This window comes from Mesorhizobium sp. M5C.F.Ca.ET.164.01.1.1, assembly GCF_004792125.1.
GTDB lineage: Bacteria > Pseudomonadota > Alphaproteobacteria > Rhizobiales > Rhizobiaceae > Mesorhizobium > Mesorhizobium wenxiniae.
This window is the reverse complement of the sequence record NZ_SRTG01000011.1, coordinates 1-25,771: the sequence shown is the minus strand read 5'-3', so window position 1 is coordinate 25,771 and position 25,771 is coordinate 1. Positions and strand designations below refer to the sequence as shown.

The following is a 25,771-nucleotide window of genomic DNA, read 5'->3' as shown; positions in this document are numbered from 1 at the left end:
GCGGCATTTAGGCAAGCGACCCCCTCGCATATTTCAGCAGTATCTCGTCGTCGGCCTCGATCTCGGCTGCGGCCTCCGAATGAGTCTCGACGGCGCGCCGCACGTCGTCCTCGATTTGTTGCCATTTGTCCCTTGCCGCCGAACATATGACCCATAGCTCCCTCGTCCTGGACGCCGCCATCTCAGCCTCCTCTTGAGCGATTTGGGCATCATCAAGCATCTGCCGTCTGGAAGTGATCTCAGCGGCAAGCTGTTCAGTGTGAAGGCGGTGACGGTCGAGCGCTGCGCTAGACAAGTTGTCGAGTGACATCAGATGCTGATAGAGCGCTGCTTCTGTTCTTGAACAATGTTGCTGTATCATTGCAAGCTCCCTAGCGGCATTTTGTACGGCTGAGGCGGCCACATCGCGCTGGGCTTCCTTCTTGGACAGCTCGCCAAGGGCACGACGCTCTTGCATTTCCTTCAGAAGCCGTAACCTCGAAGACTGAACCCAGTTCACGCGGTCAGACGCGACATCCATGCGACCGTCTCCTCGAAATCTGACGCGTCATCTTCGCTCTGGCGCAGAAACTCCCTCAGTTCGTCGATTGACGCGACGGCCCGGTCAGTCAGGGGATCTCCACCTGGCTTGTATTCGCCAACATTGATCAAGAACTCGGTCTCGGCATAGCGCGATAGGAGCTCGCGGAAAATGGATGCTGCCTTGCGATGTGTCCCCGAAACGACTGCATCCATGACGCGGCTGCGACTCTGCAGCACATCAATAGCGGGGAAATGCGATCGCGCCGCAATAGCGCGTGAGAGGATGACATGGCCATCGAGAATACCACGCGATTCCTCGGCGATTGGATCACCTGTGCCATCACCCTCTACAAGCACCGTATAGAAGGCCGTGATTGAGCCCCGCTCACCCATGCCGGCGCGCTCGAGCAGGCCTGGCAGCATGCCAAAAACGGAAGGAGGAAAGCCCCGTCGCGTCGGCGGCTCACCCGCAGCAAGGCCTATTTCGCGCATAGCGCGGCAGAAGCGCGTCAGCGAATCCAGCATGAGAGCAACGCGTAGGCCCTGATCGCGAAAATATTCCGCGAGCGCAGTCGCCATTGGAGCGCATTGCGCACGCTCCACCGCCGAGCGGTCGGAGGTTTCAACCACGACGACCGTACGGAGAAGGCCCTCTTCACCAAGATTCCTTTCGATGAATTCACGAACTTCCCGTCCACGTTCGCCTATGAGCGCCACTATGACGACGTCAGCGGCGGCACCCTTTACGATCTGTGACAACAGCGTCGACTTGCCACCACCTGGCTCGCCATAAATCCCGATCCGCTGGCCCTCGCCGCACGTCAGCAGACCATCGAGGACACGGACCCCAAGCGGGAATGGCCGCTCAATCATGCGCCTCGTCATCGGATTGGGGGCTCTGCCATGCAGTGGCCGAGTTTCGACGGTCTTGATTTCGCCTTTGCCGTCCAATGGGCGGCAACGACTGTCGATCACGCGACCGAGCAAATCGCCGCCGACGGGCACCTCACGCATTCGGCCAGTGGCCACGACCTCTGCGCGGCTGGATAGGCCCACCAAGTCCCCGATCGGTGTCAGCAATACACCATCACCCGACAGGCCGATCACCTCGGCCTCGAGCGACAGCCCGGTTCGCGGGTCCTCTAGGAGGCAAAGTTCCCCAATACGAGTGTCTGGCAAGACGGCATGAACCAGTGTGCCGATAGCCCGCGTGATCCGACCCCGCACCGCACGCGTGTCAATTCGCTTGGCCGCAGCCCTCAACGACGAGATTGCTGGAACGAGAGCTCGAGTGTCGGCGTCAGCGTTATGTTCTGGGACGGGCTTTCTCATAGCTCGCCTTTTTCACAGAGCGTCCCGAAACCAAGGCGCAGCGCGCGCATCTGGGCGTCAAGTCCTAGGTCGACATTGCCGTACTCGCTCCACAGCACGCAGCGTTGCGGCGACAACGTCGGGTCGGGCTCGATCCGCACCCTTGGTCGACCATCCTGGCCGTCGCATCGAGCAAACTCTCGTGCAAGCATGTCGACTTGCATGGGAGAAACATGAAGGCAAACTTCGGCGCCGCTGTATTGACACTCTATGGCGTGACGAACAGCCCTCACCAATAGCTCGCCCGGATCGAAAGCGCCGATAAGATCGCTCAATATTTCCATCACGAGCTGCGGCAATTCCTGCTCCAGAGCCGCCTTTCGTCGCGCGATTTCGGAGATTGTCTCCGCAATCAGCCCTGCCATCTCCTCGGTGCCTGCATTCGAGCCCTCCATGTGGCCGCGCGCCCACGCCCGCTGGTAAACGGCGCGTGCCCAGTTTCGAACGCGCTGCCGATGCCGTTCTGCCGCGGCAAGGGCTTGCGCGGCGCTGTGCCAGGTTTCGAGCTCGCTCGCGGGTATCAGTGGTCCGACTGGACGCATCTGCGGCGCTATTGGCCCCTCGGAAAGTTCGACTGTCATTTCACCGGGGTCTCTGTCTCAAAATGAGCTACTACAAGTGAAAGCAATTGGCCGGCGGCGGTCCAATGCTCAGGTGCTGGAGTCTCCGCGGCAGTCCCCTCGGGCAATCGAAGAAGCACGCGGTTACGCTCGGTCGCTGAACTGTCCTGGAGCCAAGCCCCAAGACATGCGTGTCCATCGTATTCGATTTGCTGAGCGAGTTTTTCTGGGTCCGCGATCAGTCTTTTGTCAACAGCATGCAGCAGGTGTCGGATTCCGAATGCGTGTGCATCCACGCCGATGCGTTTAACAAGGATGGCAAGCTCAGGCTGAGAGACAAACGCGACCAGCGAACGGGCATGCCAGATACTACCAGCAAGAAGGGCAGCTCGATATGGATCGTGCCCGCGTAGAAGGTCCGGCCTGCAGCCGATGTGGTTCAGATCCACGTCATAGTTGCCCAGCAATTCTGCCAGCCTTGGATGCAGTCTGGAACACTTCTGCAACTTCACTAACGTTTCTGCCGATAACGCTGGATCAAGACGCGCCGCTAGACGGGTCGGATGGGCCGAAGCCGCAAGCTCGCTCGCGCCCGGAAAACGCAATTGGTGCGGACCATCAGGTCGGGCGGTCTGTATAGGCATTTGCAATGAGATGTCACCCACGTCCAATTGCAGGCATTCTTTTGCGAATGGCCTCGACAGCAGAAGCATCCCGGCGCCCCTCGACCTTGGAAACGCCGGTTGATTGCTTGCGCCGACGCGTAACAACGCTGATCAAGAGATAACAGGCCACGGCGAATACGGCTGCGGCAAAACCTGTTACGGTCGCCAGAAGTGGCGCAGGAAGAGGTAGTGATGCTTGTGGCAAAACAGCAGTCGGATCGGGCCGTTGCTCGTGTGCGGACCGTTCTACCGGCACCAAAACCACTTCCACCTTATCGTAGGACAGGCCTTCGATGCTGTCGGCTACAAGCATCTTTATCTTTGGCAGCAGAGCCGCGACATTTGTTTTTGCGTCGTGCCTGATAAACACCGAGGCCGAGGATGGCGTGGCACCGGCTCGCACAAGGTCGTTATGCGGCAGCACGACGTGAACACGTACAGAAAAAACGCCATCGATATCGCTGATCGTCCGCGACAACTCTTCGCTCAGGGCATACACGTAACGGGCACGCTCTTCGGTCGGCGAGGCAATCAGGCCTGATCCTTGGAATATCTCACCGAGGTTCTTGAAGGATTGGCGCGGCAACCCCTTGGCGTTCAGAAGGTTGATTGAGAAGGCGAGCAGCTTTTCGTCAACCTGGATCGTGCTGGTTCCATCCTTGGCGACCACCCGGATCGCGGCGACCCCGTTGTCTTCAAGAAGTGCGAGCATTTCATTTGCCTCACGCTCTTGCAATTGCGTGTAGAGGTCGGCTTTGCAAGCAGTGAGGGCGACGAGAACTGGCAGCATGACAAGTCTAACCGACCGCCACCCTGACAGCCCACGCATGATTTCGCCCTCGGCCAAGCCAATCATGCGCGCGGTTCAACCTTCCTTCAAAAGTTTATTCACGGATGATGTGACGCCGCTGACGCCTTTGGAGATAAGCGCCACCTGGGTGACGCCGTTGTAAACATCCCGAAGACCAGCCATCATCATTTCGAAGTCTTGCCCTTGTTGAGGAATGCCCGAGATTCCGGTTCCCGCCTCACCTGGGACGGGAAGCTTCTGCGCCGGTCCCGGTAGAGCGCCCTTCGAAAGGGCTATGTCATGGTCGAGCGCGGGGAAGGAAACAGTGTTGTGTGGATATAGGGAGGAAATCGTCTGCAACACGCGATCGCCCATGCCGCTCGTCGGCGCAGCCGCGCGCTGAACATCCATCGCCGCAGCAACTGGCGCCGCACTCGCTGGCCCCGCGGCGGGATCGTTTTTCAGCGAGTCGGCTGCATGCCCTAAGGCGCGCTCAAACTGGGCCTGCTCGACAATCGACGGTGATCCGACCCTGGGGAGGCCAGCCGTTAGAGTGGCAGAGATCGACGTGACAGGCATCATCATGTAAGGACTCGGTTGCTCTCTCTGACCGGGCGAGCCCCGCCCATTCATCACCCGGTGTCGGCGCAACACTCCTAGGGGGGCAAGCTGACAACAAGCTGACTAACGGCGGCGTCATTTCGACATCTAAAATCTCTTCGGCAATTTAGTCACTTGTGATGATTTCAGCGTTTGGTTTATCAGTGCGACATGCCGAGAACGCTTATCCAACCCGTCACCCTGCATGTTTTGAGACTTCTCTGTGCCGGGTTTTTTCTGTCCACCGGGATTCACCCGGCGCACGCAGTCCCGCTGTCCCTTCCGGCGACACCCTATAGATACACGGTTCTGGATCAGGAACTCGCTGCAGCGTTGCAGGAATTCGGCAACAACCTGAATATCAGGGTCAACATCAGTCCTGCGGTGAAGGGGCGAATTCGCGGACGTATGCCTGATTTGCCACCGCGCGCGTTCCTCGACCGCTTGACGAACCTTTACGGTCTCCAATGGTACTATGACGGCCTTGTGCTCTATGTGTCTGCTGCACAAGAATCGCAAACTCGAATGCTTTTGATGACGTCGATTCGCTTCGATGCGTTCAAGGGGGCTCTCGACAAGCTTGATATCTCCGACGAGCGCTATGTGGTCAAACCCGTGCCAGGCAATGGCCTCGTCTTCGTTTCCGGTCCACCGCGCTTCGTCGCACTCGTGGAGCAGACCTTTAACGGCTTGGTGGCGGAGGCGCAGGCGCAGACTCACATAGCGGCCACGCCAAAGGAATCAGTGCTGATCTTGTTTCGCGGCTCCTCCACTACGGTCGTTCGCGACGGACGACCGGATGCTTCTTATTCTTCTGACATCCCACAACAGGATAGCGTTGGCGGGAAGCCTGAGCTGGGCAAGAAATGAACATTGAGGATTTGCCGCAGCTCTGAAGAACATGACTGCGGCTACCCCTTTGTGAACTCTTCGCAAACTCGTCAGTTTCTCGAAAGCTAATCCGCTCATGATGAGTCCCGGCAGCTCTCGCGGTGACTCCGGCCATTGTGTTGGACCGAACCTTGGAGCCGGCCCGGAACACAGCAATTGAAGGCAGGGCAGGCGCATTCGTGACCTGCCGACGCTTGGAATTGTCGAATTTTGTGAAACGCAAGGGATCTTCTGTCGGGGTCTCTTGTGGGGATTTCAACGTCACGTCTGAGGATGCACAATGTCGGCCAGCAATCTTTCAACTTTCTACCGCTCAAATTCGCTACAGTCCGCAAGGGGTTGGCCGGGCCTGAAAGTTTCCCATTTTGCGACCCAGCATCAGCAAAGTGCATCGTGCTTCGAAGCGATGCTGTCCACTTGTGTGCTGGCAAACAAGCCCGGCTCTTTCGCGCAAGGGGATCTGCCAACGTCGAATCTTGATTCGACAATGGATAAATTGCGGCAGGACCCTTTGGGCCATCTGGCACCGGATGTCGAATCGACATTGAAGGGCTTGGAGCAACACCCACTGGATCTGCTGCCGCCACATATGAGGGCGGCTCTCAAGGAGGACCAATCGCAACGCTCCAAGGCGACTGAAGCCCAACATCTGCTCCGCGTCACCCCGAAGATCGAGCCGGCTCCCAGGCCGAGCCCCGGAATCACGTGGAACGGTGGGTCGCTGACCACGGCTGAGTTGCAGATTGTTGCGGTACTCAACCGTCACAAGGACCAATGCCCGCTTAGTTGGAAGTCGTTGACCGAGAAAGCCAATGATCCCTCTACGCCACCGGATCTGAAAGCGGCGATCAAGGGACTGCAGCAGGATTCGGGACTTTTTTATGCGATTGGCTCGCAGGGCGACGGCCGCTGTGGAGGCAAGATCAACGCCAAGGACTTGGCCGGATTTTCAAACCACCACCCACAAGTTGCTGCATTTCAGGAAGCCCAAGCGCAAAGCTACGAGCAGAACTACATACCATCCGACGGCAGCGGAGGTTTGCAGCCTTCGGTCATGACCTTGAGCGATGCCTTGCGGGAGTTTTACCGGTACTCCGAAAATCTGTCCAAGGACCTGAGTCTGGATGAGTTCAAGAAAATGGTCGGCGGCGAATCGAAAAACGGCAAATTTCCGCCCCAGGTCATTGCGGCGGCGCAATATTTCCTCGATCACCCCGATGCTTGGAACCAGTTGTGCGGTGGCTCGAAAGGGAAGATGCACAAAGAGGATTTCCTGCAAGTCGCCTCATCGTCGATGAGCCTCACGCAAACTGAGCTGAATACGGTCGAGATGATCAAGGACCATCAGGACACGTTCTTTGGAAGCGGTGTTCTGACTCGCGACAAACTGGCGAAAATGAAAGACGACAAGAGCCTTGATCCGAAAGTGCGGGAAGCAGCCTCTCAGCTCCTTTCAGATCCTCTTTTGTTTGGCCTCCTGAACAATTCGATCACGGGCTATAAGACCCATCATAAATTCTTCGACTTTGGCGGCGGGCATACGGTTGATTCCGGCAATATCAGCAAAAAAGACTTTGCCCATTTTTGCACAAACATGTCGTCTGCGAACCGCAACGTTCAGCAGCCAATCACCCACGGCGCCCAAACCGCAGAAGAGCAGAATGCCGTCGCGGACATGAAGATGGGCCTGATGGACCAGCCTGACATTAAGTCAGCCAAAAAGAACGGCGGGGCCGTCATGCACGTCGTCGACTCCGTGCTCAAAATCGAGACGAAAGTGCTCGACTTGGCGGCAACGGCGGTGGGACTGCTCAGCTTCATTCCGGGCCTCGGACAAGTAGCCGATCTTGCCTCGATGGTTCTCGAGGCTGAGTCGCAAGCAGCCAATCTCCTGCGTACGGCCATTAACGGAGGCGATATGAAGCGAGCGCTGGAGGAAGCTGGCCTCAATATGGCCGCGCAGGCGATCGGCCTTATCGCAGGCCCCGAGGTCAAACTGGCCATTCGAAATGGGCTCGTAAAGCAACTGATGGAAGAGGCCTTGGCGGCAGGCATTGATCTTTCGGTCTCGACGGCGCAGGACTACGCAGAAGGCTATGTGAACAACCTCCAAGCACGCCTTGCAGGCGGCCCTGAGCAAAACCTCGGCCTTCCGAGCATGCCATCATTCCAGAGTGTGGCAAGCAATGTGCCCTTCGTCGGCATTGCCTTATCCTAGCCGTCGCCTTGCGCGGAAGCTTTGCTTGCGCGCTGAGATAAGGGTCATTGTGGCACACGCAGGGGTTCATCCGGATCAACGCAAGCGGTGTTCCTGACGCCATCTGGATCGGGCTGTGAGGGGGATGTCCGAAGTCTGTGAAGGCTTCGGTATATGACGACTTCAGAGTTACGCTGAGCCCAGCTATCTCGAGCCGGTGCGCCGGGTCGAGGTTTTCACGGGCGCCGGACGGCAGCGGGAATGGTCTCCGGAAGGCACGGCGCGGATGGTGGCGGAGCTGCGCAGCCGAAGGGACGGCTGTCGCGCGCCCACGGCGGCCTCCCGAACAGCCAGACGATGATCTCCTGCCTTGGGCCTATATCCTTGTGCCCACGCTCAAGGCAGTCGGCTGAAAACAGCGCTGATTTAAAACAGCATTATCCTGCACTGCACCCTCGATCCTTGCGCTCACCGATCGCTTGTCGGCACGCACGCGGTCAAGTCATTATCGCGCGCTATGCCGATGGGCTTCGAGAGCAAGGTGGACGCAGAGAGGTGCGTCAGCCTCAGGTGGCCAGCTTTGGGTCTCACGCTCTATGACGGCAACACCCGGCTGATCCACTTGGCCTGTTCGCGGCTCCCGCAGCGGCGCGGAAGCCACGGTCCGCCTTCCTCGGCTTCAGGCCAAAGACACCGCAGCATGCTCCAGAGCTATGTCAGCCGCCTTCGCCCCATCGTCGCGGTCATGTGGAAAGGACAAGCAGGCTACGCACCCCATAATCCCATCGGGCAGGATTCGACAGTCGACGGCGAGACATTCGCCAAACCTCGTCCTTGCTTTCTCAGCAACTTTAAAAAAAATTCACATAATGTTCGTGAGCGTAGTCTCCTGTCAGGTGGTACATTCGCCACAATATCTGACGTCTTAGTGGTAGAAAGGACTGTGATCCATCTTCCATTAGCACCAATACCAGCGGATTTACAGCAAATGACGAGAAGAGATCTCATGCGGATTGATGGGGATAGAAGGGCTAGCGGCTTCCTGCATCCCGTCCGGGTTGATGCCAACCAATGTTGACACTGGTAAATCGCCTAAGGAGGGCAGCGCATCTTGATCGCCTTCGAATCCTGGGCCTTTGCGCGCATGCGGATCTAACCGTCGGCGAGCTGGCCGATATTACCAGTCTGCCTCGCGAGCAGGTTCGACGCCACGTCCGGCGGCTGGTCAGAGCCAACTTTCTTTGCTGCAACGAACAACGTCCGCAGTCTTCGTACCATATGCAAGCAGGAGGCAAGGATGGCGGGCTGGCTCAATTGTTGGTCGATCTCCTGCCCCACGAGGCCATCATAAAAGAGATCTACAACGCCTCGAAGCAATACAAGACGCGCGGTTGAAGGGACCGCCTGCTTGATCGTGAAATAGATCAGTCCAAATGGAGCGCGACTACCATGGATAACTCCGCCGGCGGCGCCATCGCGCAGCCCGACACTTACGGGCGGCCTCACTTAGCCGCCGTCGACTCCCGCGTTCACGAACTGCTTCTAAGACAGGAGCGCCAGGAGCGGACAACTCTCAAACTGATCGCCTCCGAGAACTTTGCCTCCTCGGCGGTGTTGGAAGCGACCGGGTCGATTTTCACCAACAAGTATGCCGAGGGATACCCCGGTGCGCGCTACTACGCCGGAAACGAGATCGTCGATGAGCTTGAGACCCTCGCGATCGAGCGCCTGAAAGCGCTATTTGGCAGTGAGCACGCCAACGTCCAGCCTTATTCAGGCTCGCCAGCCAACCAGGCTGTCTATCGCGCGCTTTTGAGCCCCCGTGACAAAGTCATGGGCTTGCCTTTACCCGAAGGCGGCCATCTGACTCACGGTTGGTCCGTCAATTTTTCCGGCAGCGATTATCAGCGCGTCCCGTACAGGCTGCACGAAAAGACACAGCAAATTGACTATGACCACTTGCGCGAGACCGCCAAGCGGGAACGCCCGAAGCTAATTTGGGTCGGCGGAACTGCTTATCCGCGTATTTTTGACTACGCGGCAATGGCCGAAATTGCTTCGGAGGTGAACTCGTATCTGGTGGCTGACATCGCCCACATCAGCGGCCTGGTTGTCGCAGGAGTGCATCCGAACCCCGTGCCCCATTGCGATGTAGTCACCAGCACCTCTCACAAGTCGATCCGCGGTCCCCGGGGTGGCTTCATTTTATCAAGGAATGAAGACCGTTATCAGCCCCTCCACATCCGAAGAGCAAACACAGTCTGGCCAAACGTATAGACCGCGCCGTGTTCCCTCTTCTGCAAGGCGTACCGCATATGAATACTATCGCCGCGCTTGCCGTCGCTTTGCAGGAAGCAGCGAACTCGTCCTTTCGTGTCTACGGTCAGCAGATCGTCCACAACGCCAAGGCTCTGGCCCAGGCGCTTCTGGAGCGAGGTTATGAACTCGTCACCGGGGGCACTGACAATCACATGCTGATCCTTGATCTTCGGGACAGGCCGCTGTCAGGCAAAGCCTATGCGGAGCGCTTATCGCGTGCAGGTATCATTGCGAATTTCAATATGGTCCCGGGCGACCGGCGGCATCCTGCGCTGACAAGCGGCATCCGCTTAGGGACACCAGCGGTGACGTCCATGGGCATGCGCGAGACGGAGATGGTGCAGATCGCCGCTTTCATCGACTCGGTCTGCCGCCAGCCCGATGACCAGGAAGTTCATGCGAGCGTACGAAGAGACGCTGCCGACTTCTGCACTGCGTTCGATGTTCCCGGCATCCCCGACCGATAAGCCACCCCAATCCAGAAACTCCTCACCTAACTCCAGCACTTGAAGCGAGGGCATTTTTATGACCAGGCAGTTCGTGTTCACTTCCGAATCCGTCGGCGCGGGACACCCCGATAAGATGGCAGACAACATCTCCGATGCCATTCTCGATGCGGTCCTGCGCACCGATCCGAAGGCGCGCGTCGCCTGTGAAGTGTTGGTGAAGACGGGGATGGTCGTTGTGGCTGGCGAGATCACCAGCCATGCCCAGATCGATTACAGCCAAGTCGCCCGCGATACGATACTCGATATTGGCTACGACGACGATGCGATCGGCTTTGATGGTCGACGTTGCGCCGTCGTTCTGGCCCTCACCGAGCAGTCGCCCGACATAAGCCAGGGCGTTGATGAAGGACGAGGGCAGGATCTCGAGCAGGGGGCGGGGGATCAGGGCATCATGTTTGGATTCGCATGCAACGAGACGGATACATTGATGCCCCTGCCGATCCAACTCGCTCACCATTTGACGAAAAGACAGGCCGAGGTCCGGAAAGCGGGACAGCTTGGCTGGCTGCGTCCGGACGTGAAATCTCAAGTGTCCGTACGCTACGAAGGGCTCCGCCCGGTGGCGCTGGATACCATAGTCCTGTCGACGCAGCATGACGAGGCGGTCTCACAAGCCACGGTCCGCGAAGGCGTCATTGAGGAGATCATAAAACCGGTCCTGCCGACCCACCTGGATACTTCGGGGATCAGATTTCTGGTCAACCCAACAGGGCGGTTCGTGGTCGGTGGGCCTGCCGGCGACTGCGGCCTCACTGGACGGAAGATCATCGTCGATTCCTATGGTGGAACCGGGCGTCACGGCGGCGGTGCCTTTTCGGGCAAGGACCCATCCAAGGTTGACCGCTCGGCGGCCTATGCCGCCCGGTATGTCGCGAAGAACATCGTTGCCAGCGGCCTTGCGGAGGTCTGCGAGGTTCAGCTTGCCTACGCGATCGGCGTGGCCAGTCCGGTTTCTGTCATGGTCAATACCTTCGGAACCGCAAGGATCGAGGAAAAAAGGATCGAGCGCCTTGTTCTCGAGGTTTTCGATCTCCGACCGAAAGGCATCATCAAGATGCTTGATCTCTTACGCCCGATATACCGCAAGACGGCGACATACGGACACTTCGGGCGTGAAGAGCCTGAGTTCACCTGGGAGAAGACGGACAAAGCTGACGACTTGCTGCGTGAAGCAGGACCGGCAGCTGCGTGAGGGCGGCTGGATCAAGCGCATGCGGCAACACATTTCAACTCGCGAGACCCACGCCCGGCCGGCATAGCAGAAAGCCGGTGACTCGTTGGCGGAGACATTGATGCCGGATTATGGCGTGCTTTGCATCGGCAATGCCATTGTCGACATCATCACCCAGTGCGAGGAGGAATTCCTCGAAACCAACGGCATCATCAGGGCGCGATGAACCTCATCGATACCCAGCGCGCCAAACTGCTGTACAGCCGCATGGGCCCGGCGATCGAAGCCTCCGGCGGCAGCGCCGGCAACACGGCGGCCGGCGTCGCCTCCTTCGGCGGCCGTGCCGCCTTCTTCGGCAAGGTTTCAAACGATGCGCTGGGCGAAATCTACGCGCACGACATCCATGCCCAGGGCGTCGCCTTCGACACCAAGCCGCTCAAGGGCGGGCCGCCGACGGCGCGCTCGATGATCTTCGTCACCCCCGATGGCGAGCGCTCGATGAACACCTATCTCGGCGCCTGTGTCGAGCTCGGGCCGGAGGACGTCGAGGCCGACAAGGCCTCTGGCGCCAAGGTCACCTATTTCGAGGGTTATCTGTGGGACCCGCCGCGCGCCAAGGAAGCGATCCGGCAGACGGCGAAACTGGCGCACGCGGCAGGCCGCGAAGTGTCGATGACGTTGTCGGATTCGTTCTGCGTCGACCGTTACCGCGACGAATTCCTCGAGCTGATGCGCTCGGGCACCGTCGACATCGTCTTTGCCAACAGCCACGAGATCAAGGCGCTCTACCAGACATCGTCGTTCGACGAGGCGCTCGCGCAGATCCGCAAGGATTGCCGGATCGCCGCCGTGACGCGGTCCGAGAAAGGCTCCGTCATCGTGCGCGGCGACGAGACCGTGGTCATCAAGGCCACCGCCATCGAGGAACTGGTCGACACGACCGGCGCCGGCGACCTCTACGCCGCCGGTTTCCTGCATGGCTACACGCAGGGTCGCGATCTCAAGACCTGCGGTGATCTTGGCTCACTTGCCGCCGGCCTGGTGATCCAGCAGATCGGGCCAAGGCCAAGGCAGAATTTGCGCCGCGAGGCCGAGCAGGCGGGGCTGACCATTCCGGACGTTCAAACGAGTAGTGGCCTACCTTCCCGTTGTGCAGGCTATCTCGCCAGAAGCGCAATCACGGAATAGGGAGATCCTGATGTCGAACATGATGAAGGCGCTGGTCAAGGCCAGGGCCGAGCCGGGCATCTGGATGGAAGAGGTGCCGGTACCGGAGATCGGCCCCAACGACGTGCTGATCAAGATCAAGAAAACCGCGATCTGTGGCACCGACGTTCATATCTACAATTGGGACCAGTGGGCGCAGAAGACCGTGCCGGTGCCGATGGTGACCGGCCATGAATTCGTCGGCACCGTCGCCGATTTCGGCGCCGCGGTCAGCGAATACAAGGTCGGCCAGCGCGTCTCCGGCGAAGGCCATATCGTCTGCGGCCATTGCCGTAACTGCCGTGCCGGCAGGGGCCACCTATGCCGCAACACGCTCGGCGTCGGCGTCAACCGTCCCGGCGCCTTCGGCGAGTATCTGGCGATCCCGCAGCACAATGTGGTGCCGATCCCCGACGATGTGCCCGACGAGGTCGCCGCGATCTTCGATCCCCTGGGCAATGCCGTCCATACCGCATTGTCCTTCGACCTTGTCGGCGAGGACGTGCTGGTCACCGGCGCCGGGCCGATCGGCATCATGGGCGCGCTCGTTGCCCAATGCGTCGGCGCGCGAAAAGTGGTGATCACCGACATCAATCCGGTGCGGCTGGCTTTGGCGAAAAAGCTCGGCGTCCAGCATGTCGTCGATGCGTCGAAGGAAAAGCTGCGCGATGTCATGCCGGCGCTCGGCATGACCGAGGGTTTTGACGTCGGCCTCGAAATGTCGGGTGCGGCGCCCGCCTTCCGCGACATGATCGACACCATGAACAATGGTGGCAAGATCGCCATCCTCGGCATCGCGCCGACCGGCTTCGAGATCGACTGGAACAAGGTCATCTTCAAGATGCTGCACTTGAAGGGCATCTACGGCCGCGAGATGTTCGAGACCTGGTACAAGATGATCGCGCTGGTGCAAGGTCCGCTCGATGTCAGCGGCCTGATCACCCACCGCATCGGCATCGACGACTTTCAGACTGGGTTCGATGCAATGCGCAGCGGCAGTTCCGGCAAGGTGGTGATGGACTGGTAGGGATTGCCTTGGCCGCTCTTCAGGAAAAGCTGACGGGACAGCACCCTCTGGTCCGCCGGACATCTTCCAACGAGGGGAACATGGCTGGGCGGAGAGCTATGGCTCCGCTACGTGCGCCCGCTAATCATGATACGGCGACGTATCGCGGCCCATCCGATGACGGTCGATGGGGCAATTCGCTTCAGTCGATGACGGAAACCCGGTGAACGGATGCTCAGGCCCCGACGCGATCGTCTATTTCCTATGATCTGCGATTGAGGTCGAGGTGTTGCCGCCGTTTCAGCGGGTAAGATGCGATAGACGACTTCCGGTACCTTTCCGGTCAGCGAAAAGGAAGGCAACGAGCCGCATTGCCTCAAGCAAAATGTTACCAATAGTGTCCCTGTTCCAAAAGGGATGGACAGGTCGTGCCATTCCGGTTCGGGAGAAGGATGGCGCGGCTCAGCATGGCGACACGGTGAAGCGGCGATCGTGGAGCGTTATCGCGGCGTTGACAAGCGGCGCATTCTGGATGAGTTCAAGGCGGTAACCGGCTATTATCGCAAGCGCGCGATCCGTCTTATGAACCGTCGTGAGCAGAGGCCGTCTTCGGGCAAGAGCCGCAGCCGCTGTTACGGCAGCGATGTCCGCGAGGCGCTCATCGTGTTGTGGGAGGCTTCGGAGCGGCTGAGGTCCGCATCGTCGCTCGCGGCGGCCAGCGCCGCCGGGCAGGAATGAGTTCGGCAGTTCGCCGCTCGGTGCCAGCCCGCACCTTCGGCGATTGGAAAGATCCGCCGCCCGGCTTTGTTGAGCGCATTCGGGCACGTCTTCGTCAGGGAGCTTCGTGCAGACGATGGTGCTGACCGAGATTGCCGCCGGCTGGACCGAATGCATTCCGGTCCGCACGCGCGACAGCGGCAATGTGATCATGGCGATCATGCAGGCCCGCTCGCGGTTTCCCTGACCCTGTGCTGCTGTTTGCCGGCATCCGCCCACACAGGAAGAGCTTGGAAAGCGGTTGGTCGTGGCCTGAATGCGGAAATCGAGGAGCCGTTGGTCGTCGATCTCCAGCCTGAACGCGGTCGTTTCCTGGTGCCGCAAATCGGCTGTTGCATGCACATCCCTGTCAGACGTCAGTTTTCCTCGCCCATTTTGGTGTCGAGCGCGAAGTGCTCTTTAGGACCAGCAAGGCTTTTTGGAAATCTGAGAGCGGCTTTCCGCGGGGCGCTCCATTTTTGAGCATCAAGCTACCACAGCCAATGACGCGCAGGTTCCACCAGACTCGCCAGCCTTGAAGGACAGCGAAAATAGCAGAGCACGACAGACACAACAATCCATCAGGAAGCCGCAGTCGTTGAAGATGCGGCGCTGCATCCATACCGTGGATGCATTCGATCCAAATAATCGATTTGTTCAATCAGTTTCTCGAAAGCTAACCCTACCCTCTGTGGGAATCGGGCTCTGGGCCGCGACGCTGCCTTGCGAACGCAGGGGCTGCACGTAGGAGAGATGATGCAACGAGAAATCGCACGCGGGTTGCTGGCGTCGTGGGTTCGCCGACCGGCGTATTTGAGCCCGTCAGTTGGTCCTCACCCGCGCCTATTGCCACCGAGCGACTTGCATGTCCCTCCAACTCGGACCTGTTCCGAGAGATGCGACGAGTTGCGCGCCGTGTGCTCCGATCAGATGGCCGCCGGTGACGCGTCTCTCTTCGATAGGAGATGAAATGCGAACGCTGCTCGTGGATCATCATGCGGATCTTGCGCGCGCCATGCGACTTGCGCTCGGGGATGGCGGCTTCGTCGTTGATGTCGTTGGTACTCTGGAACTGGCCTCGAGTGCATTTTCTTGCGCTAGCTATGAAATTCTCCTGCTGGAATTGGCTCTGCCAGATGGCGATGGCTTGGGTTGGCTGAGGCAGTTGAGGACCCACGGGCATTCAGTTCCTGCCGTCATTATGAGCAGCCTTAACGATCTCGATAAGCGAATTGCGATCTTCAACGGTGGTGCGGACGACTTTCTGCTCAAACCCGTCTCTACCGATGAGCTTATCGCCAGAATGAGAGCCATTCTGCGCCGGGCGTCACAGATGACCGACCTGAGGCTCGTATTTGGCAATCTCAACTTCGATCCGGTCGCCCGGCAGGTTTTCGTTGCTGAGCACCCAATGATGATCGCACGTCGCGAACTCTGTATTCTAGAGCATCTGCTTAACCGGGCAGGCCGCATCGTGCCCCGTGCGCAGTTGGAAGATCACCTCTATTCGTTCAACGACGACGTGTCTGCCAACGCGCTTGAAGTCGGAATCTATCGTTTACGTGGACATCTGACCAGATCAGGTGCAACGCCACGGATCAAGACCATCCGTGGCATTGGATACATTCTAGAATTGACTGACGCGTCATCCGCATAGTTTGTCGAACCGAAAGAAGATCTATTTTGCTGATCCTTCAACATCCTTGCCCTGCGCTCAATTGGCGGGCGATCGCCATCAAGGTTCCGAGACCTGCAGTGCCCCGTTACCTGGGCCATCTCCTCTGCGCGCTTATTGTGACTTTCCCACTTGGTGTCGCGGCGCAAAACAAGCAGGACAAAGGCGCGCCGCGTGCGGCTTCGAATAGCATCAACGCCACGCTGACCCTTTCCTCTTCGCTCGGGGAGACCGTTCATCTGCCCGCGCCAGCCACGACCATCTTTGTTGCTGACCCGACGATCGCGGATTTTCAGGCACCATCGAGCAAAACAATCTTCGTCTTTGGCAAGAAATCGGGGCGGACCAGCCTATTCGCCTTGGACGGCAACGGCGAACCTCTCGCCGAATTGCGTATCGTTGTCACGCAACCGATCGGGGATTTACGCGCCATGTTGCGGGAGCAGGTCGGCGACTATCCCATCCGCGTCAACTATACGCCGCGCGGCGCAATCCTTAGCGGGACGGCGCCCGACGCAGAGGTCGCCGACACCGCAAAAAGAGTCACTGAGCAATATCTGGGCGACGGAGCGCAAGTCGTCAACAACATCAAGGTCGCTGGATCCCTGCAAGTTAACCTCAGCGTGCGCGTAGCCGAAGTCTCACGCAGCGCCATGAAGTCACTTGGCGTCAACCTGTCCGCCTTCGGTCAAATCGGCAATTTCAAAGTGGGCGTTCTAAGCGGAAGCGGTGCAAGCGCTGGATCTGGTTCAACCCAGGGTGGCGGTACAGCAGAAATCGGATTCGACAACGGTGCCGTCAACGTCAGCGCGGTTCTCGACGCGCTCGCCAAGGAGCATATAGCTTCCGTCCTGGCTGAGCCGAACCTCACCGCTATGTCGGGTGAAAAAGCCAGCTTTCTCGCTGGCGGCGAATTTCCCATTCCTGTCCTGCAGGAAAACAGGCAGGTATCGGTTGAATTCCGTCACTTCGGCGTCAGTCTGGAATTTGTGCCGACAGTTCTCAGCAACAATCAAATCAACATTCACGTAACGCCCGAAGTCAGTGAACTGTCGACGCAAGGTGCCGTGCAAATCAACGGAATTTCCGTGCCGGCAGTTTCCACGCGCCGAGCCGATACGGTCGTCGAACTCGCCAGTGGGCAGAGCTTCGCAATCGGCGGTCTAATCAGGCGGAACGTCAACAATGATGTCAGGGCCTTTCCCTGGCTCGGAGAAATGCCGATCCTGGGACCGCTTTTTCGCTCGTCCTCGTTTCAAAAAGAGGAGTCAGAACTGGTCATTCTAGTTACGCCTTACATTGTAAGACCAGGCTCCAACCCAAACCAGATGAGCGCACCTACGGAGCGGGCGGCACCGGCTTTGAACGGAGGGGGCGCTCCGACGAATTCCGTGGCAAGTCCCCCGCGAGACCGCGCTGCTATCCGTGCGGGCGCGCCAAGCGCCCAGGGCGGTCTCGGCTTCATCATCGAATAGTGTCGTCCAATGATGTTGCGTTTTATAGTCCTCTTTGTCGCTCTGGCACCAAGCGTAAGTGGCTGCACAAGCACTACGCCAGTTCATGTCGAACCATCGGCATCAATGCTTGTCCGAGAGGAGACCACCCTCCTGACGTTGCAAAGCCTGCGCGCTTCCGAACGGCAGCGTTTGCGTGATTTCCTAAACAAGGCCAGTCGCGGCCGATTCGATGCCCTCCACCTCCTCATCAGCGGTTCGCCCCAGCTCAGCGCAGGGGTAGCCCATCAGGCCAGGCAGTTGGCAATCGAAGCAGACAACATTCAATTGCTCGATCAACACGACGCCGGCTCAGTGCGAATTGAGGCGATTGTCTATCACGCCCGTCCGCCGGTCTGTCCCTCATATGGTGCCTTACCCAATGAAGAATCCTTCAAACAGCCGCTTGGTTGTTCGACAGGATTTAACCTGGCCGTGATGGTCAACGATCCGCGCGATCTGCTCGACAATCAGGCCGTCAAGTCCGGCGATGGCGATCGTGCTTCTGTACCAGTTGCCACTTACAGAACATTCGGGACGGATAAAGGTGGCTAATACCGGCCCTTATCTTGGCAGCACTCCTACCGGAGATTGAAAGCTTCCAATCTCGTCCTGATCTAAAATCAAAGGAACCGCTGGATGCAATATAGGCGCGATATCGCGGGCCTTAGGGCTGTTGCTGTACTTCCGGTCGTACTCTTTCATTTCGGAATTTCGGCGATCCCGGGTGGCTTTAGCGGGGTCGATATCTTCTTCGTCATCTCCGGCTACCTGATCAGCGGAAGCCTCTTGGATGACCTTGAACGCGGCCAATTTTCGATCGTCAACTTCTACTGGCGCCGTGCCCGGCGCATTCTGCCGGCTCTCGTCTTTGTGATGCTTCTCACCTGCATTGCCGCATTGTTCATTCTTCTGCCATCGGATCTGCGCGAATTCGGTCTTAGCATCATAGCTGCCTCGACCTTCTGGTCGAACGTTTTTTTCTGGAAAACGTCAAGTTACTTCTCGATCGATGCCGCGCTTCGACCACTGTTGCACACCTGGTCGCTTTCCGTAGAGGAGCAGTACTACATCTTCGCCCCAATCCTGATGTTCCTAATCTATCGCTACATCGGGAAGCGCTGGCTGACGACACTTCTTCCGATAATTCTCTGCAGCTTCGTAATGGCGGTGATGGCGACATCGCTGGCGCCCACCGCCGGATTCTATCTGCTGCCGACCCGAATCTGGGAACTCATGTTGGGCGCCCTGCTCATGCTCAAACGCCCCCCGCCGTTGGGCAACCGATTCCTGATGGAGTCGGTGGGGTTGGCCGGATTTGGCCTTCTCGCCATCGGGTTCTTCGCGCTTTCGGAGAGCGACCCGTTCCCAGGCTACAACGCCTTGTATCCATGCATCGGAACGGCCCTTCTGATCTATGTTGGCCAAAATTCCCCCTCGACGGTCGCCAGCCGCATGCTCGAAGTCCGGCCGCTGGTCTGGATTGGGCTCATCTCGTATTCTTTGTATCTTGTTCACTGGCCGCTCAATGCGTTCGCGCATTATCTTTCGTTCCAAAAACTCGATCCTTTGATGACCGGTGCGATGTTGGTAGCAAGCCTCGCATTGGCTGCATTCTCCTGGAAGTTTGTAGAGCAGCCGTTTCGACAGAAGAGGGCCTTCACCGCCCCGGGGCCTATCTTCGCCTTTTCAGCGCTCGCGATCGTTGTTCTTTGTGCCGGCGGAGCGGCGGGGGCGCTCGGCAACGGCTTTCCGCAACGGTTTCCGGACTATGTCCAGCGGCGCATTTCCGTCGGGGACTGGAGGAATGGCATCTGTTTCAACGAGGGCACCAGCCGGATCGAAAGCTGGAATATGGAGGATTGCACGCGCACTCGCGGTTTTCCAACAACGGTTTTTTTGTGGGGCGACTCCTTCGCCGCGCACTATGTTTCCGGCCTGGGTGCTAACATAAATCGGTTGCAGGCGAACATCGTGGAATATACGTACGCCGGCTGCCCGCCGATACTCTCTTACTACTCTTACGCTCGTCTTGATTGTGTCCGGTTCAATCGCAAGGCCTTGGACATCATCTTGGAAGCGGACATCAAGACGGTTATCCTCAGCGGTAAATGGAGTGACTATGAGGTCAGAGGCTTCGACGGTCTTCAGCAAACAATCGATACGCTTCGTGCCCTGGGCGTGCGCGTGTTTGTCATCGGCCAGTCTCCGCAGTTCCCAACTGACGTCCGGAAAATTGCGTTCTTCGCCAAGCGCCAAAATCTGGACGATACGTCCTGGCCGATGGCGATGGACCCCGGCATCAACGAACGTGTGCGCTCATTTACCAAAGGCGCCACATTCATCGATCCGCTGAAATTCCTGTGCAGCGCAGGACGCTGCCCCTATTCCGACAGAGGAGAGTTTATGTATTTCGACTATGGTCATTTCTCTTCAGCCGGCGCCACACTGGCAATCTCGAAATACTGGCCGGCTTTTGGCAAAGACAATGCTCTTCCTAAGACGAAGTAGCGGGTCAGATGGCTGACAAGCACCAGTGCGGGTCCCTGTGATTGCTCCTGCTTCGGCAGCAGCCGCGACGATGGAGCTGTTCAGGTTTAAGGCCACCCGATAGCGACCTAGGATGGGTGCTGCCACGCGGATCGGACTAAGCGTGCATTATCACGTAAATGTTGAGAGAATGAATGGCGCCGCGAAGGGCAATTCCAGCCATCCACAGCGACAGGCGTGTCGCGGTCCCGACATAGCAGTGGCACTTACCTGACACGGCCTCACACTGCCCTCTAAACGGCCCCGAATTTGAACTGACCACCCCTGGCCGGTTCATTGGGCAGGTCAAGGGCTAGGCTGTATTACACAGGGCTCACCCCTTTCAGTCTCAAGTTGGTACGATGGGCCGTGGACGGTCGATGCAGACTTCAAGGATGGCGAAAGAAGCTCTCTATGCGTGCGTTGTCGAGGCAAGTGCCTTTGCCAGAGATGCTCGCGGCTGGAGAGATTTCAAAATGAGCGTTGGAAGCGGAGAATGCCGCCGACGCTGTTCGGCTTGCTCGTGCCCTTGACCGTGGTAGGGTCGGCAGGGCCGACGCCAAAGTTGCCGTAGTGGTCGTAATCGACCTCGGCTGTGACCGTGAAGCCAGGAACGACCATATAGACGACGTTTGCAGCCAAACCAGAATTCTTGAGCTGATCACTCGAGACCTGAAAGTTGAACGAAGTTTTCTCGTCAAACTCGTAGGTGGCGCCCGCCCAGAAAGCCCACTGGCCGTTCCAGATTTTGTACGAGCCGCGCACATGATTGGCGATTGCGCCGTTTGAGTCCTCGTTGAGACTGCCATTGGAACCGTAGCCGAACAGTCCAAACAGCGACAGCTGGTTTGTGACAGCGACGTCGACACGGATCTTGCCGGCCAAAGCTTCGTAGTTGCTGTCATAAGCCGCGACGCCGGTGATCGAGCCCCAGCCTTGCGTGTATTTCAAGCCGGCGACAACGTGCGGAATATAGCTGTCGATAGTACCGGCTGAGCCCGATCCTTGTTCGAGCGAAATCACGGTCGAAATGCCGTTGCCGGCGTCGAAGTAGTACTGAGCCACGTTGGTGTCGAAGCCGGCCGACCGAATGAGCATACTATCGAGAACGTTGCCAGCGTAGCTTACAAACGTATCGAAGGCCGACCCGTCCTTGCCAACTCGCAAGCCCCCCAGCTCGACCCAGGCAGAAGCCAGTGCGAGGCCGCTGTTGAAATCATAGTTCTGAGGACTGTCACGCGAGTTAGCGCTATTGCCAAAATTCACATGGGTTTCGGTATAGGTCGTCAACGCGCCGAGCTCGGTATGCTGGCCGGTCCAAGTTTTGAACGTGAAGCGTGTGTTGTTTCGCCAAGTGCCTTGGTCCTCGCCAGTTCTCACATCCGAGGTTCTTGCGCTGTCATACGATCGGACATCACGAGGCCGATATCATAACGGACATAGCCGCCGATGCGCAGGCAGGTGTCGGTGTTGAGAATATAGGAATAACCCGAGCCGAGGACGTCGCAGATCTTGATGTACTCGGCCGGTTCCCGCTCGGCGCCAGCTGCTCGAACGACGGAAGCGGCCATCAGAGCAGTTAAGCCGAGAAGAGGACTCTTGATGTACATGTCTAGATCTCCATGAAGGATTAAAAAGGATGGAGGCGTAAGAGAAAGCTTTCCTCTAAATTTTGTGCGTGTTATCTCCAATGTGTGGACGCCCAAGCGCTTGACACGAGAGGTTAGCCAGCGTAAAAGCCAAATGTACTTAGAATAGTGTTTTCTGCTAGGAGATTCATTATCGTTTATATGTGAAACACTCCGGTCAGACCGCTGCAGCCTCCGAATAGAGCAGCAAGCGACATGCCAACCTGAAGCGTAGATGCGGCTGACACTAAAATTGGGCCGACGCGCCTTCGTCTCGCTGGAATCACTTTTTTTGAGGGTCACTGCGAAAAGCAATGTGCGACACGGTTCGCCATGTTCGATATGTGACAGTCTCGTTAAACAGCGACGGCTTCCCGTCTGACCGCAACGGAGGCCGGTTCATGCGCTACCGAGAAGGATTACTGCGCGCATGCGGTCCGCAAGGGCTGCGCCACGGACAGAGGGCGTCCACGTCCGATGCGTCGCATGGTGGCCGCAGCACCTTTTCGCCGCTGTAAGTTCGCCGTGCAGGTACATTGCGCGGCCGGAAGCGAGGAGGGAGCGCACCCTGAAACGGTTGCCTACGGCTCGCCTCGAGTAATTGGCGATGAACAGCATTCTCGAGAACTTAGTCTCGACGGAAAGAGCAACGAAAGGAAGCCGCTTGGACGAGCACGATCCGAAGGAAGAACTGATCGAGACCATTTTCCGCAACGGCACAATCACTGCCGTGGGTATCCTGCTTGCCTTTTCGCTCGGCTTCCTCACTCATTGGGCGGCGAACCCCTTGCCATGGCAACTCTACGATCTGTTCGCCGTAGTGCCGATCCTGCTCGGCATCGCACTGCAGATGAGAGCGCTGTCCATGCTGCTCGACATGAGTTCCTTGCGCCGCCCCATCTACGAACGCGCCAATCGCATTTTCATGGTCGGCCTCATCCAGACCGCGTGTGGCGTCGGGATGGCCATCTTGCTCGATCTTTTCGGGATATCGGTAGGGGGCACGGTGCCCGGCGCTTGACGACAAGCCACACCGCCGCTCATCGCTCGAAGCGACGTCAAGTCCGGGAGCCTTGTGCACCCCCTAGCGGCCTTCCTTCTATCAAATGAGCGGACGTCAGCTTTAGAGCGTCTCGGTGGCTAAAGCCGGTATGGTTTTTCGGCCGGCAGGGAAGACCGCTGGCTGGATCTGGATGGATCAGGCGTTTGCGTCTGAACGAGGCTTGACAGGTGCGTTGCGACGTTTGGCGTCGGACATGAATTTCGCATTGCAAAGTTCTTCCGCAGACGCCTCAAGTACACTGCACTGGCGTCACGTACTCAAACGTGAATGCGGCACCGCACCATCACCTCAGGCGGAACCATGGCACGCGCACTCCCCGGCGTGGTTGATACCGTCCTGTCCAACCGAGACTGCGACATCGCCGCCTCCGCCTTGAAAACGCGGAGAAAGCGGGACGCACTGACTTAGGTCAGAGACAGGACGAGCGCGCAACGAAACAATGATGGATCAGCGACGTGGGACGACAGCTCCTTGCACGCCTCAATCCTGACAAAGTACCGGGACCGCCGGCCGCCTTGGTATACCATCTATCCGACTGTGCCAGACTTCTCTGCGGCGGTTGGTGCTGACGATTATGAGGAATGGCTGAGGGGCCTCCCGGCCGACGAATCGGTGTCGCTCTATTTCCACATTCCGTTTTGCCGATCCATGTGCTGGTATTGCGGCTTCCCTACCGCGGTCACCCGTCGCAACGGCCCGATCCTTAATTATTTGGCGGTGCTGCGTCAGGAGATCAGTTTGGTGTCGGAGCAAGTGCGGCAAGGGCTGCCGGTGAGCGATGTGCATTTCGGCGGCGGAACGCCTCACCTTATCGGGCCAGCCGAGCACTTGGCGCTGATGGAATTTCTACGCCGCCACTTCGCTTTCAGCAAAACTGCTGCGATCGCCGTGGAGATCGATCCCCGAACGTTCACACCGGAAATGGCCGAAGCCTTGGCAGCTACCGGTGTCAACCGCGCGAGCATCGGCGTGCAGAGCTTTGATCCCGATGTGCAAAAGGCGATCAATCGGATCCAGAGTAAGGTGCAGACGGCCGCTGCCGTCGAAAATCTCCGCCGGCATGGCGTTGGCCATATCAACTTCGATCTCATCTTCGGTCTCCCGAAACAGACTGTGCAGTCCTGCATCCAGACCGCGATGGCTGCGGTCGCCATGCGCCCCAACCGGTTTGCGGTGTTCGGCTACGCGCATATTCCTTCCGTGATAAAGAATCAGCGCCTAATCGAGCAGGCAGGTCTACCGGACGGCGATGTTCGCGCCGAACAGGCTGCAGCTGTCGCCGAGACACTGGTTGGCGCCGGCTACCGGGAGATCGGGCTCGATCATTTCGCTTTGCCGGACGACGAACTCGCGCTAGCGCAGAAGACCGGGCGCCTGCGGCGTAATTCGCTGGGATACTCGGCCGATACTTGCAAAACCGTGATCGGCTTCGGCGCGTCGGCTATTGGCCGAGTCGGCGAGGGGTACGTTCAGAACGAAGTAACACGGGATTCTTACGCCCGGCACATCGCAAGTGGACGTCTGGCGACATCAAAGGGCTATCGTCTCACCGACGAAGATCGCGTGCGAGCCGCAATCATCGAGCGGCTGATGTGCGATTTGGAGGCCGACGTGCCGACCATCTGTGCCGCCCACGAAATCGAACCAGCTCGTTTTCTCGATTCAGTTGAGCGTTTGGTGACGCTGGCTGAGGAGGGGATCGTGGACGTCGAAAACGGCTTCATCCGCGTGCGGCCGGAGCACCGCTTTGTTGTTCGCGCCGTTGCTGCTGCATTCGATGCTTTTCTCGCGAATCGATGAGTTGAGGCCACGACTCGGAAGGCATCAGACCTTGTTTGGCGCTCGTCGGCATGGGCTCTCGCAGAAGACTCCGCAAGCGCATGCAGGGGACTTCCACTTGACGCCGCGTTTCCCATCATCTCGCCTGGGTGCGCTCGAAAGTCACAACTCGGAGCACGCTGCTCTCGGTGTGAGGCTGTGCTCTGCAAAGCACCGGTGATCCACCCTGTCCTTGGATAGCAGCTTGCTGGCGTCATCTTGGAGGACGAGAAAAGATTGTCGAGGTACGGGTACGAATTGCCTCGGTCGTTCGTTCAATCGAAAGCACTGTCTGCGGAGGCAGCTCTCCTTCATGCAGTGACAGGAGATGCTGGCCGACTTCCTTATCTGCTGCGGTGAGTCGATGATTTAGGCGGAGAAAGTCCATCCAGGTGGGGGTGCGGAATGTCTCCGTCCAAAGTGACGGTGTTTGCAGATTTCGCTGGAGCGTCCAGTTTCGTGCACCGGCACGGCTCTGGACGTGTCGCCGCGTGCGCATGTAGCCCAGAAAGGCCTCGATATTTTCCTCCGATATCAAATACTCGACCTTGGCCACGATAGGGCCACTTCTGGGTTTCAGATCGAGAGCCACGTCCGGCGGATGAAAAACTGAACTTTCTTGATCCGTTTCTTCCCAGGGACGGACCGGCAACACGATCCCCGCTGCTGCAACCAGCAACAGAGCGCCCGCGGCGCCCTCCAATGCTGAGGTCAAGGAATAGTTTTGCGCGACAGAACCCCAGATCCAGCTGCCAGCAGCCATACCGCCTGCGCTCAAGGCGTAGTAAATGGAGAGCGTGCGGCCTACAACCCACCTTGGGCTTGCCAACTGCACCGACACGTCAATGCCCGTCCAGGTGATAAGCCAACCCGCCCCGCCGAGCGCCAGCGAAATGGCCGCCACAGGAACCGACGATGTCAGGGCAAGGGAGAGGCAACAGACTGCACAAGCCACAGAGGCGAAGGCCACCAGCCTGTTTTGAGACGTGACCTTCCTCAAGA

20 protein-coding genes and 3 pseudogenes are annotated in these 25,771 nt (G+C 58.3%); 14 read left to right on the top strand and 9 right to left on the bottom strand.

Annotated elements, in window-relative coordinates:
• Positions 1–7: 7 nt before the first annotated feature.
• The 6 genes from EN807_RS30150 to EN807_RS30125 are packed head-to-tail and all read right to left on the bottom strand — an operon-like array spanning position 8 to position 4,493.
• Positions 8–520: a hypothetical protein gene (locus EN807_RS30150; protein ID WP_091595843.1), complete on the bottom strand. Its 513-nt coding sequence runs from the start codon at positions 518–520 to the stop codon at positions 8–10.
• Complete coding sequence (sctN, locus tag EN807_RS30145) at positions 496–1,854, bottom strand: type III secretion system ATPase SctN (protein WP_024505372.1); 1,359 nt, start codon at positions 1,852–1,854, stop codon at positions 496–498. Before sctN ends, EN807_RS30150 begins: the two co-directional genes overlap by 25 nt.
• On the bottom strand, positions 1,851–2,474 hold the full coding sequence (gene sctL, locus EN807_RS30140) for a type III secretion system stator protein SctL (protein WP_135932615.1): 624 nt from the start codon (positions 2,472–2,474) through the stop codon (positions 1,851–1,853). Before sctL ends, sctN begins: the two co-directional genes overlap by 4 nt.
• Entirely contained in the window at positions 2,471–3,166 is a 696-nt protein-coding gene (locus tag EN807_RS30135; protein WP_281405227.1) for a nodulation protein NolU, read from the bottom strand. Before EN807_RS30135 ends, sctL begins: the two co-directional genes overlap by 4 nt.
• Positions 3,111–3,974, bottom strand: coding sequence for a type III secretion inner membrane ring lipoprotein SctJ (gene sctJ / locus EN807_RS30130; protein WP_135937770.1), 864 nt, complete (start codon positions 3,972–3,974; stop codon positions 3,111–3,113). Before sctJ ends, EN807_RS30135 begins: the two co-directional genes overlap by 56 nt.
• A gap of 9 nt (positions 3,975–3,983) precedes the next feature.
• A complete protein-coding gene (locus EN807_RS30125; RefSeq protein WP_135937769.1) occupies positions 3,984–4,493 on the bottom strand; it encodes a nodulation protein NolB in 510 nt (169 codons plus the stop codon).
• Between the two features lie 186 nt (positions 4,494–4,679).
• Between EN807_RS30125 and EN807_RS30120 the strand changes: the two genes are divergently transcribed.
• The 8 genes and pseudogenes from EN807_RS30120 to EN807_RS36905 all read left to right on the top strand — a co-directional run bounded on the left by EN807_RS30120 (position 4,680) and on the right by EN807_RS36905 (position 14,545).
• Positions 4,680–5,378 carry a secretin N-terminal domain-containing protein gene (locus EN807_RS30120; protein WP_091595837.1) on the top strand — a complete coding sequence of 233 codons (699 nt, stop codon included), beginning with the start codon at positions 4,680–4,682 and terminating at the stop codon, positions 5,376–5,378.
• 427 nt (positions 5,379–5,805) lie between these two features.
• On the top strand, positions 5,806–7,617 hold the full coding sequence (locus EN807_RS30115) for an HrpF/NolX family T3SS translocon protein (protein ID WP_246684450.1): 1,812 nt from the start codon (positions 5,806–5,808) through the stop codon (positions 7,615–7,617).
• A 1,050-nt stretch (positions 7,618–8,667) separates the two neighbouring features.
• Positions 8,668–8,991, top strand: coding sequence for a helix-turn-helix domain-containing protein (locus tag EN807_RS30105; protein ID WP_245486299.1), 324 nt, complete (start codon positions 8,668–8,670; stop codon positions 8,989–8,991).
• A 54-nt stretch (positions 8,992–9,045) separates the two neighbouring features.
• Positions 9,046–10,382: pseudogene (glyA, locus tag EN807_RS30100) on the top strand (serine hydroxymethyltransferase).
• A gap of 58 nt (positions 10,383–10,440) precedes the next feature.
• The gene (gene metK / locus EN807_RS30095; protein WP_128248102.1) at positions 10,441–11,616 is read left to right on the top strand and encodes a methionine adenosyltransferase; all 1,176 of its coding nucleotides are present in this window, start codon (positions 10,441–10,443) and stop codon (positions 11,614–11,616) included.
• Positions 11,617–11,716: 100 nt separating this feature from the next.
• Positions 11,717–12,702: pseudogene (locus tag EN807_RS30090) on the top strand (adenosine kinase); the annotation flags it as partial.
• A gap of 91 nt (positions 12,703–12,793) precedes the next feature.
• Positions 12,794–13,828 carry an L-threonine 3-dehydrogenase gene (gene tdh / locus EN807_RS30085; protein WP_127212469.1) on the top strand — a complete coding sequence of 345 codons (1,035 nt, stop codon included), beginning with the start codon at positions 12,794–12,796 and terminating at the stop codon, positions 13,826–13,828.
• 471 nt (positions 13,829–14,299) lie between these two features.
• Positions 14,300–14,545 (top strand): hypothetical protein, encoded by a 246-nt coding sequence (locus tag EN807_RS36905; protein ID WP_246684446.1) that lies wholly within the window; start codon positions 14,300–14,302, stop codon positions 14,543–14,545.
• 388 nt (positions 14,546–14,933) lie between these two features.
• Here the strand turns inward: EN807_RS36905 and EN807_RS30070 are convergent, their stop codons facing one another.
• A complete protein-coding gene (locus tag EN807_RS30070; RefSeq protein WP_127212811.1) occupies positions 14,934–15,224 on the bottom strand; it encodes a hypothetical protein in 291 nt (96 codons plus the stop codon).
• Positions 15,225–15,533: 309 nt separating this feature from the next.
• Here EN807_RS30070 and EN807_RS30065 point away from each other — a divergent pair, with 309 nt between their 5' ends.
• The 4 genes from EN807_RS30065 (at position 15,534) to EN807_RS30050 (ending at position 20,242) form a co-directional block, all read left to right on the top strand.
• Positions 15,534–16,220, top strand: coding sequence for a response regulator transcription factor (locus EN807_RS30065; RefSeq protein ID WP_128248103.1), 687 nt, complete (start codon positions 15,534–15,536; stop codon positions 16,218–16,220).
• Positions 16,221–16,291: 71 nt separating this feature from the next.
• Positions 16,292–17,713, top strand: a complete 1,422-nt coding sequence (locus EN807_RS30060) for a type II and III secretion system protein family protein (protein WP_245493090.1) — start codon at positions 16,292–16,294, stop codon at positions 17,711–17,713.
• Positions 17,714–17,722: 9 nt separating this feature from the next.
• Positions 17,723–18,286, top strand: a complete 564-nt coding sequence (locus EN807_RS30055) for a CpaD family pilus assembly lipoprotein (RefSeq protein WP_127212730.1) — start codon at positions 17,723–17,725, stop codon at positions 18,284–18,286.
• 84 nt (positions 18,287–18,370) lie between these two features.
• The gene (locus tag EN807_RS30050) at positions 18,371–20,242 is read left to right on the top strand and encodes an acyltransferase family protein (RefSeq protein WP_091595825.1); all 1,872 of its coding nucleotides are present in this window, start codon (positions 18,371–18,373) and stop codon (positions 20,240–20,242) included.
• A gap of 489 nt (positions 20,243–20,731) precedes the next feature.
• Here EN807_RS30050 and EN807_RS30045 read toward each other — a convergent pair.
• Positions 20,732–21,870 (bottom strand): annotated as a pseudogene (locus EN807_RS30045) (porin).
• A gap of 682 nt (positions 21,871–22,552) precedes the next feature.
• Between EN807_RS30045 and EN807_RS30040 the strand changes: the two are divergent.
• Together EN807_RS30040 and hemN are read left to right on the top strand one after the other, a co-directional pair.
• Entirely contained in the window at positions 22,553–22,909 is a 357-nt protein-coding gene (locus EN807_RS30040) for a hypothetical protein (protein ID WP_127212655.1), read from the top strand.
• Between the two features lie 513 nt (positions 22,910–23,422).
• Positions 23,423–24,751 carry an oxygen-independent coproporphyrinogen III oxidase gene (gene hemN, locus EN807_RS30035; protein WP_135937768.1) on the top strand — a complete coding sequence of 443 codons (1,329 nt, stop codon included), beginning with the start codon at positions 23,423–23,425 and terminating at the stop codon, positions 24,749–24,751.
• Between the two features lie 232 nt (positions 24,752–24,983).
• Here hemN and EN807_RS30030 read toward each other — a convergent pair.
• Positions 24,984–25,771: MFS transporter (locus EN807_RS30030; protein ID WP_189522625.1), on the bottom strand; the 788-nt coding region annotated here is incomplete at its 5' end.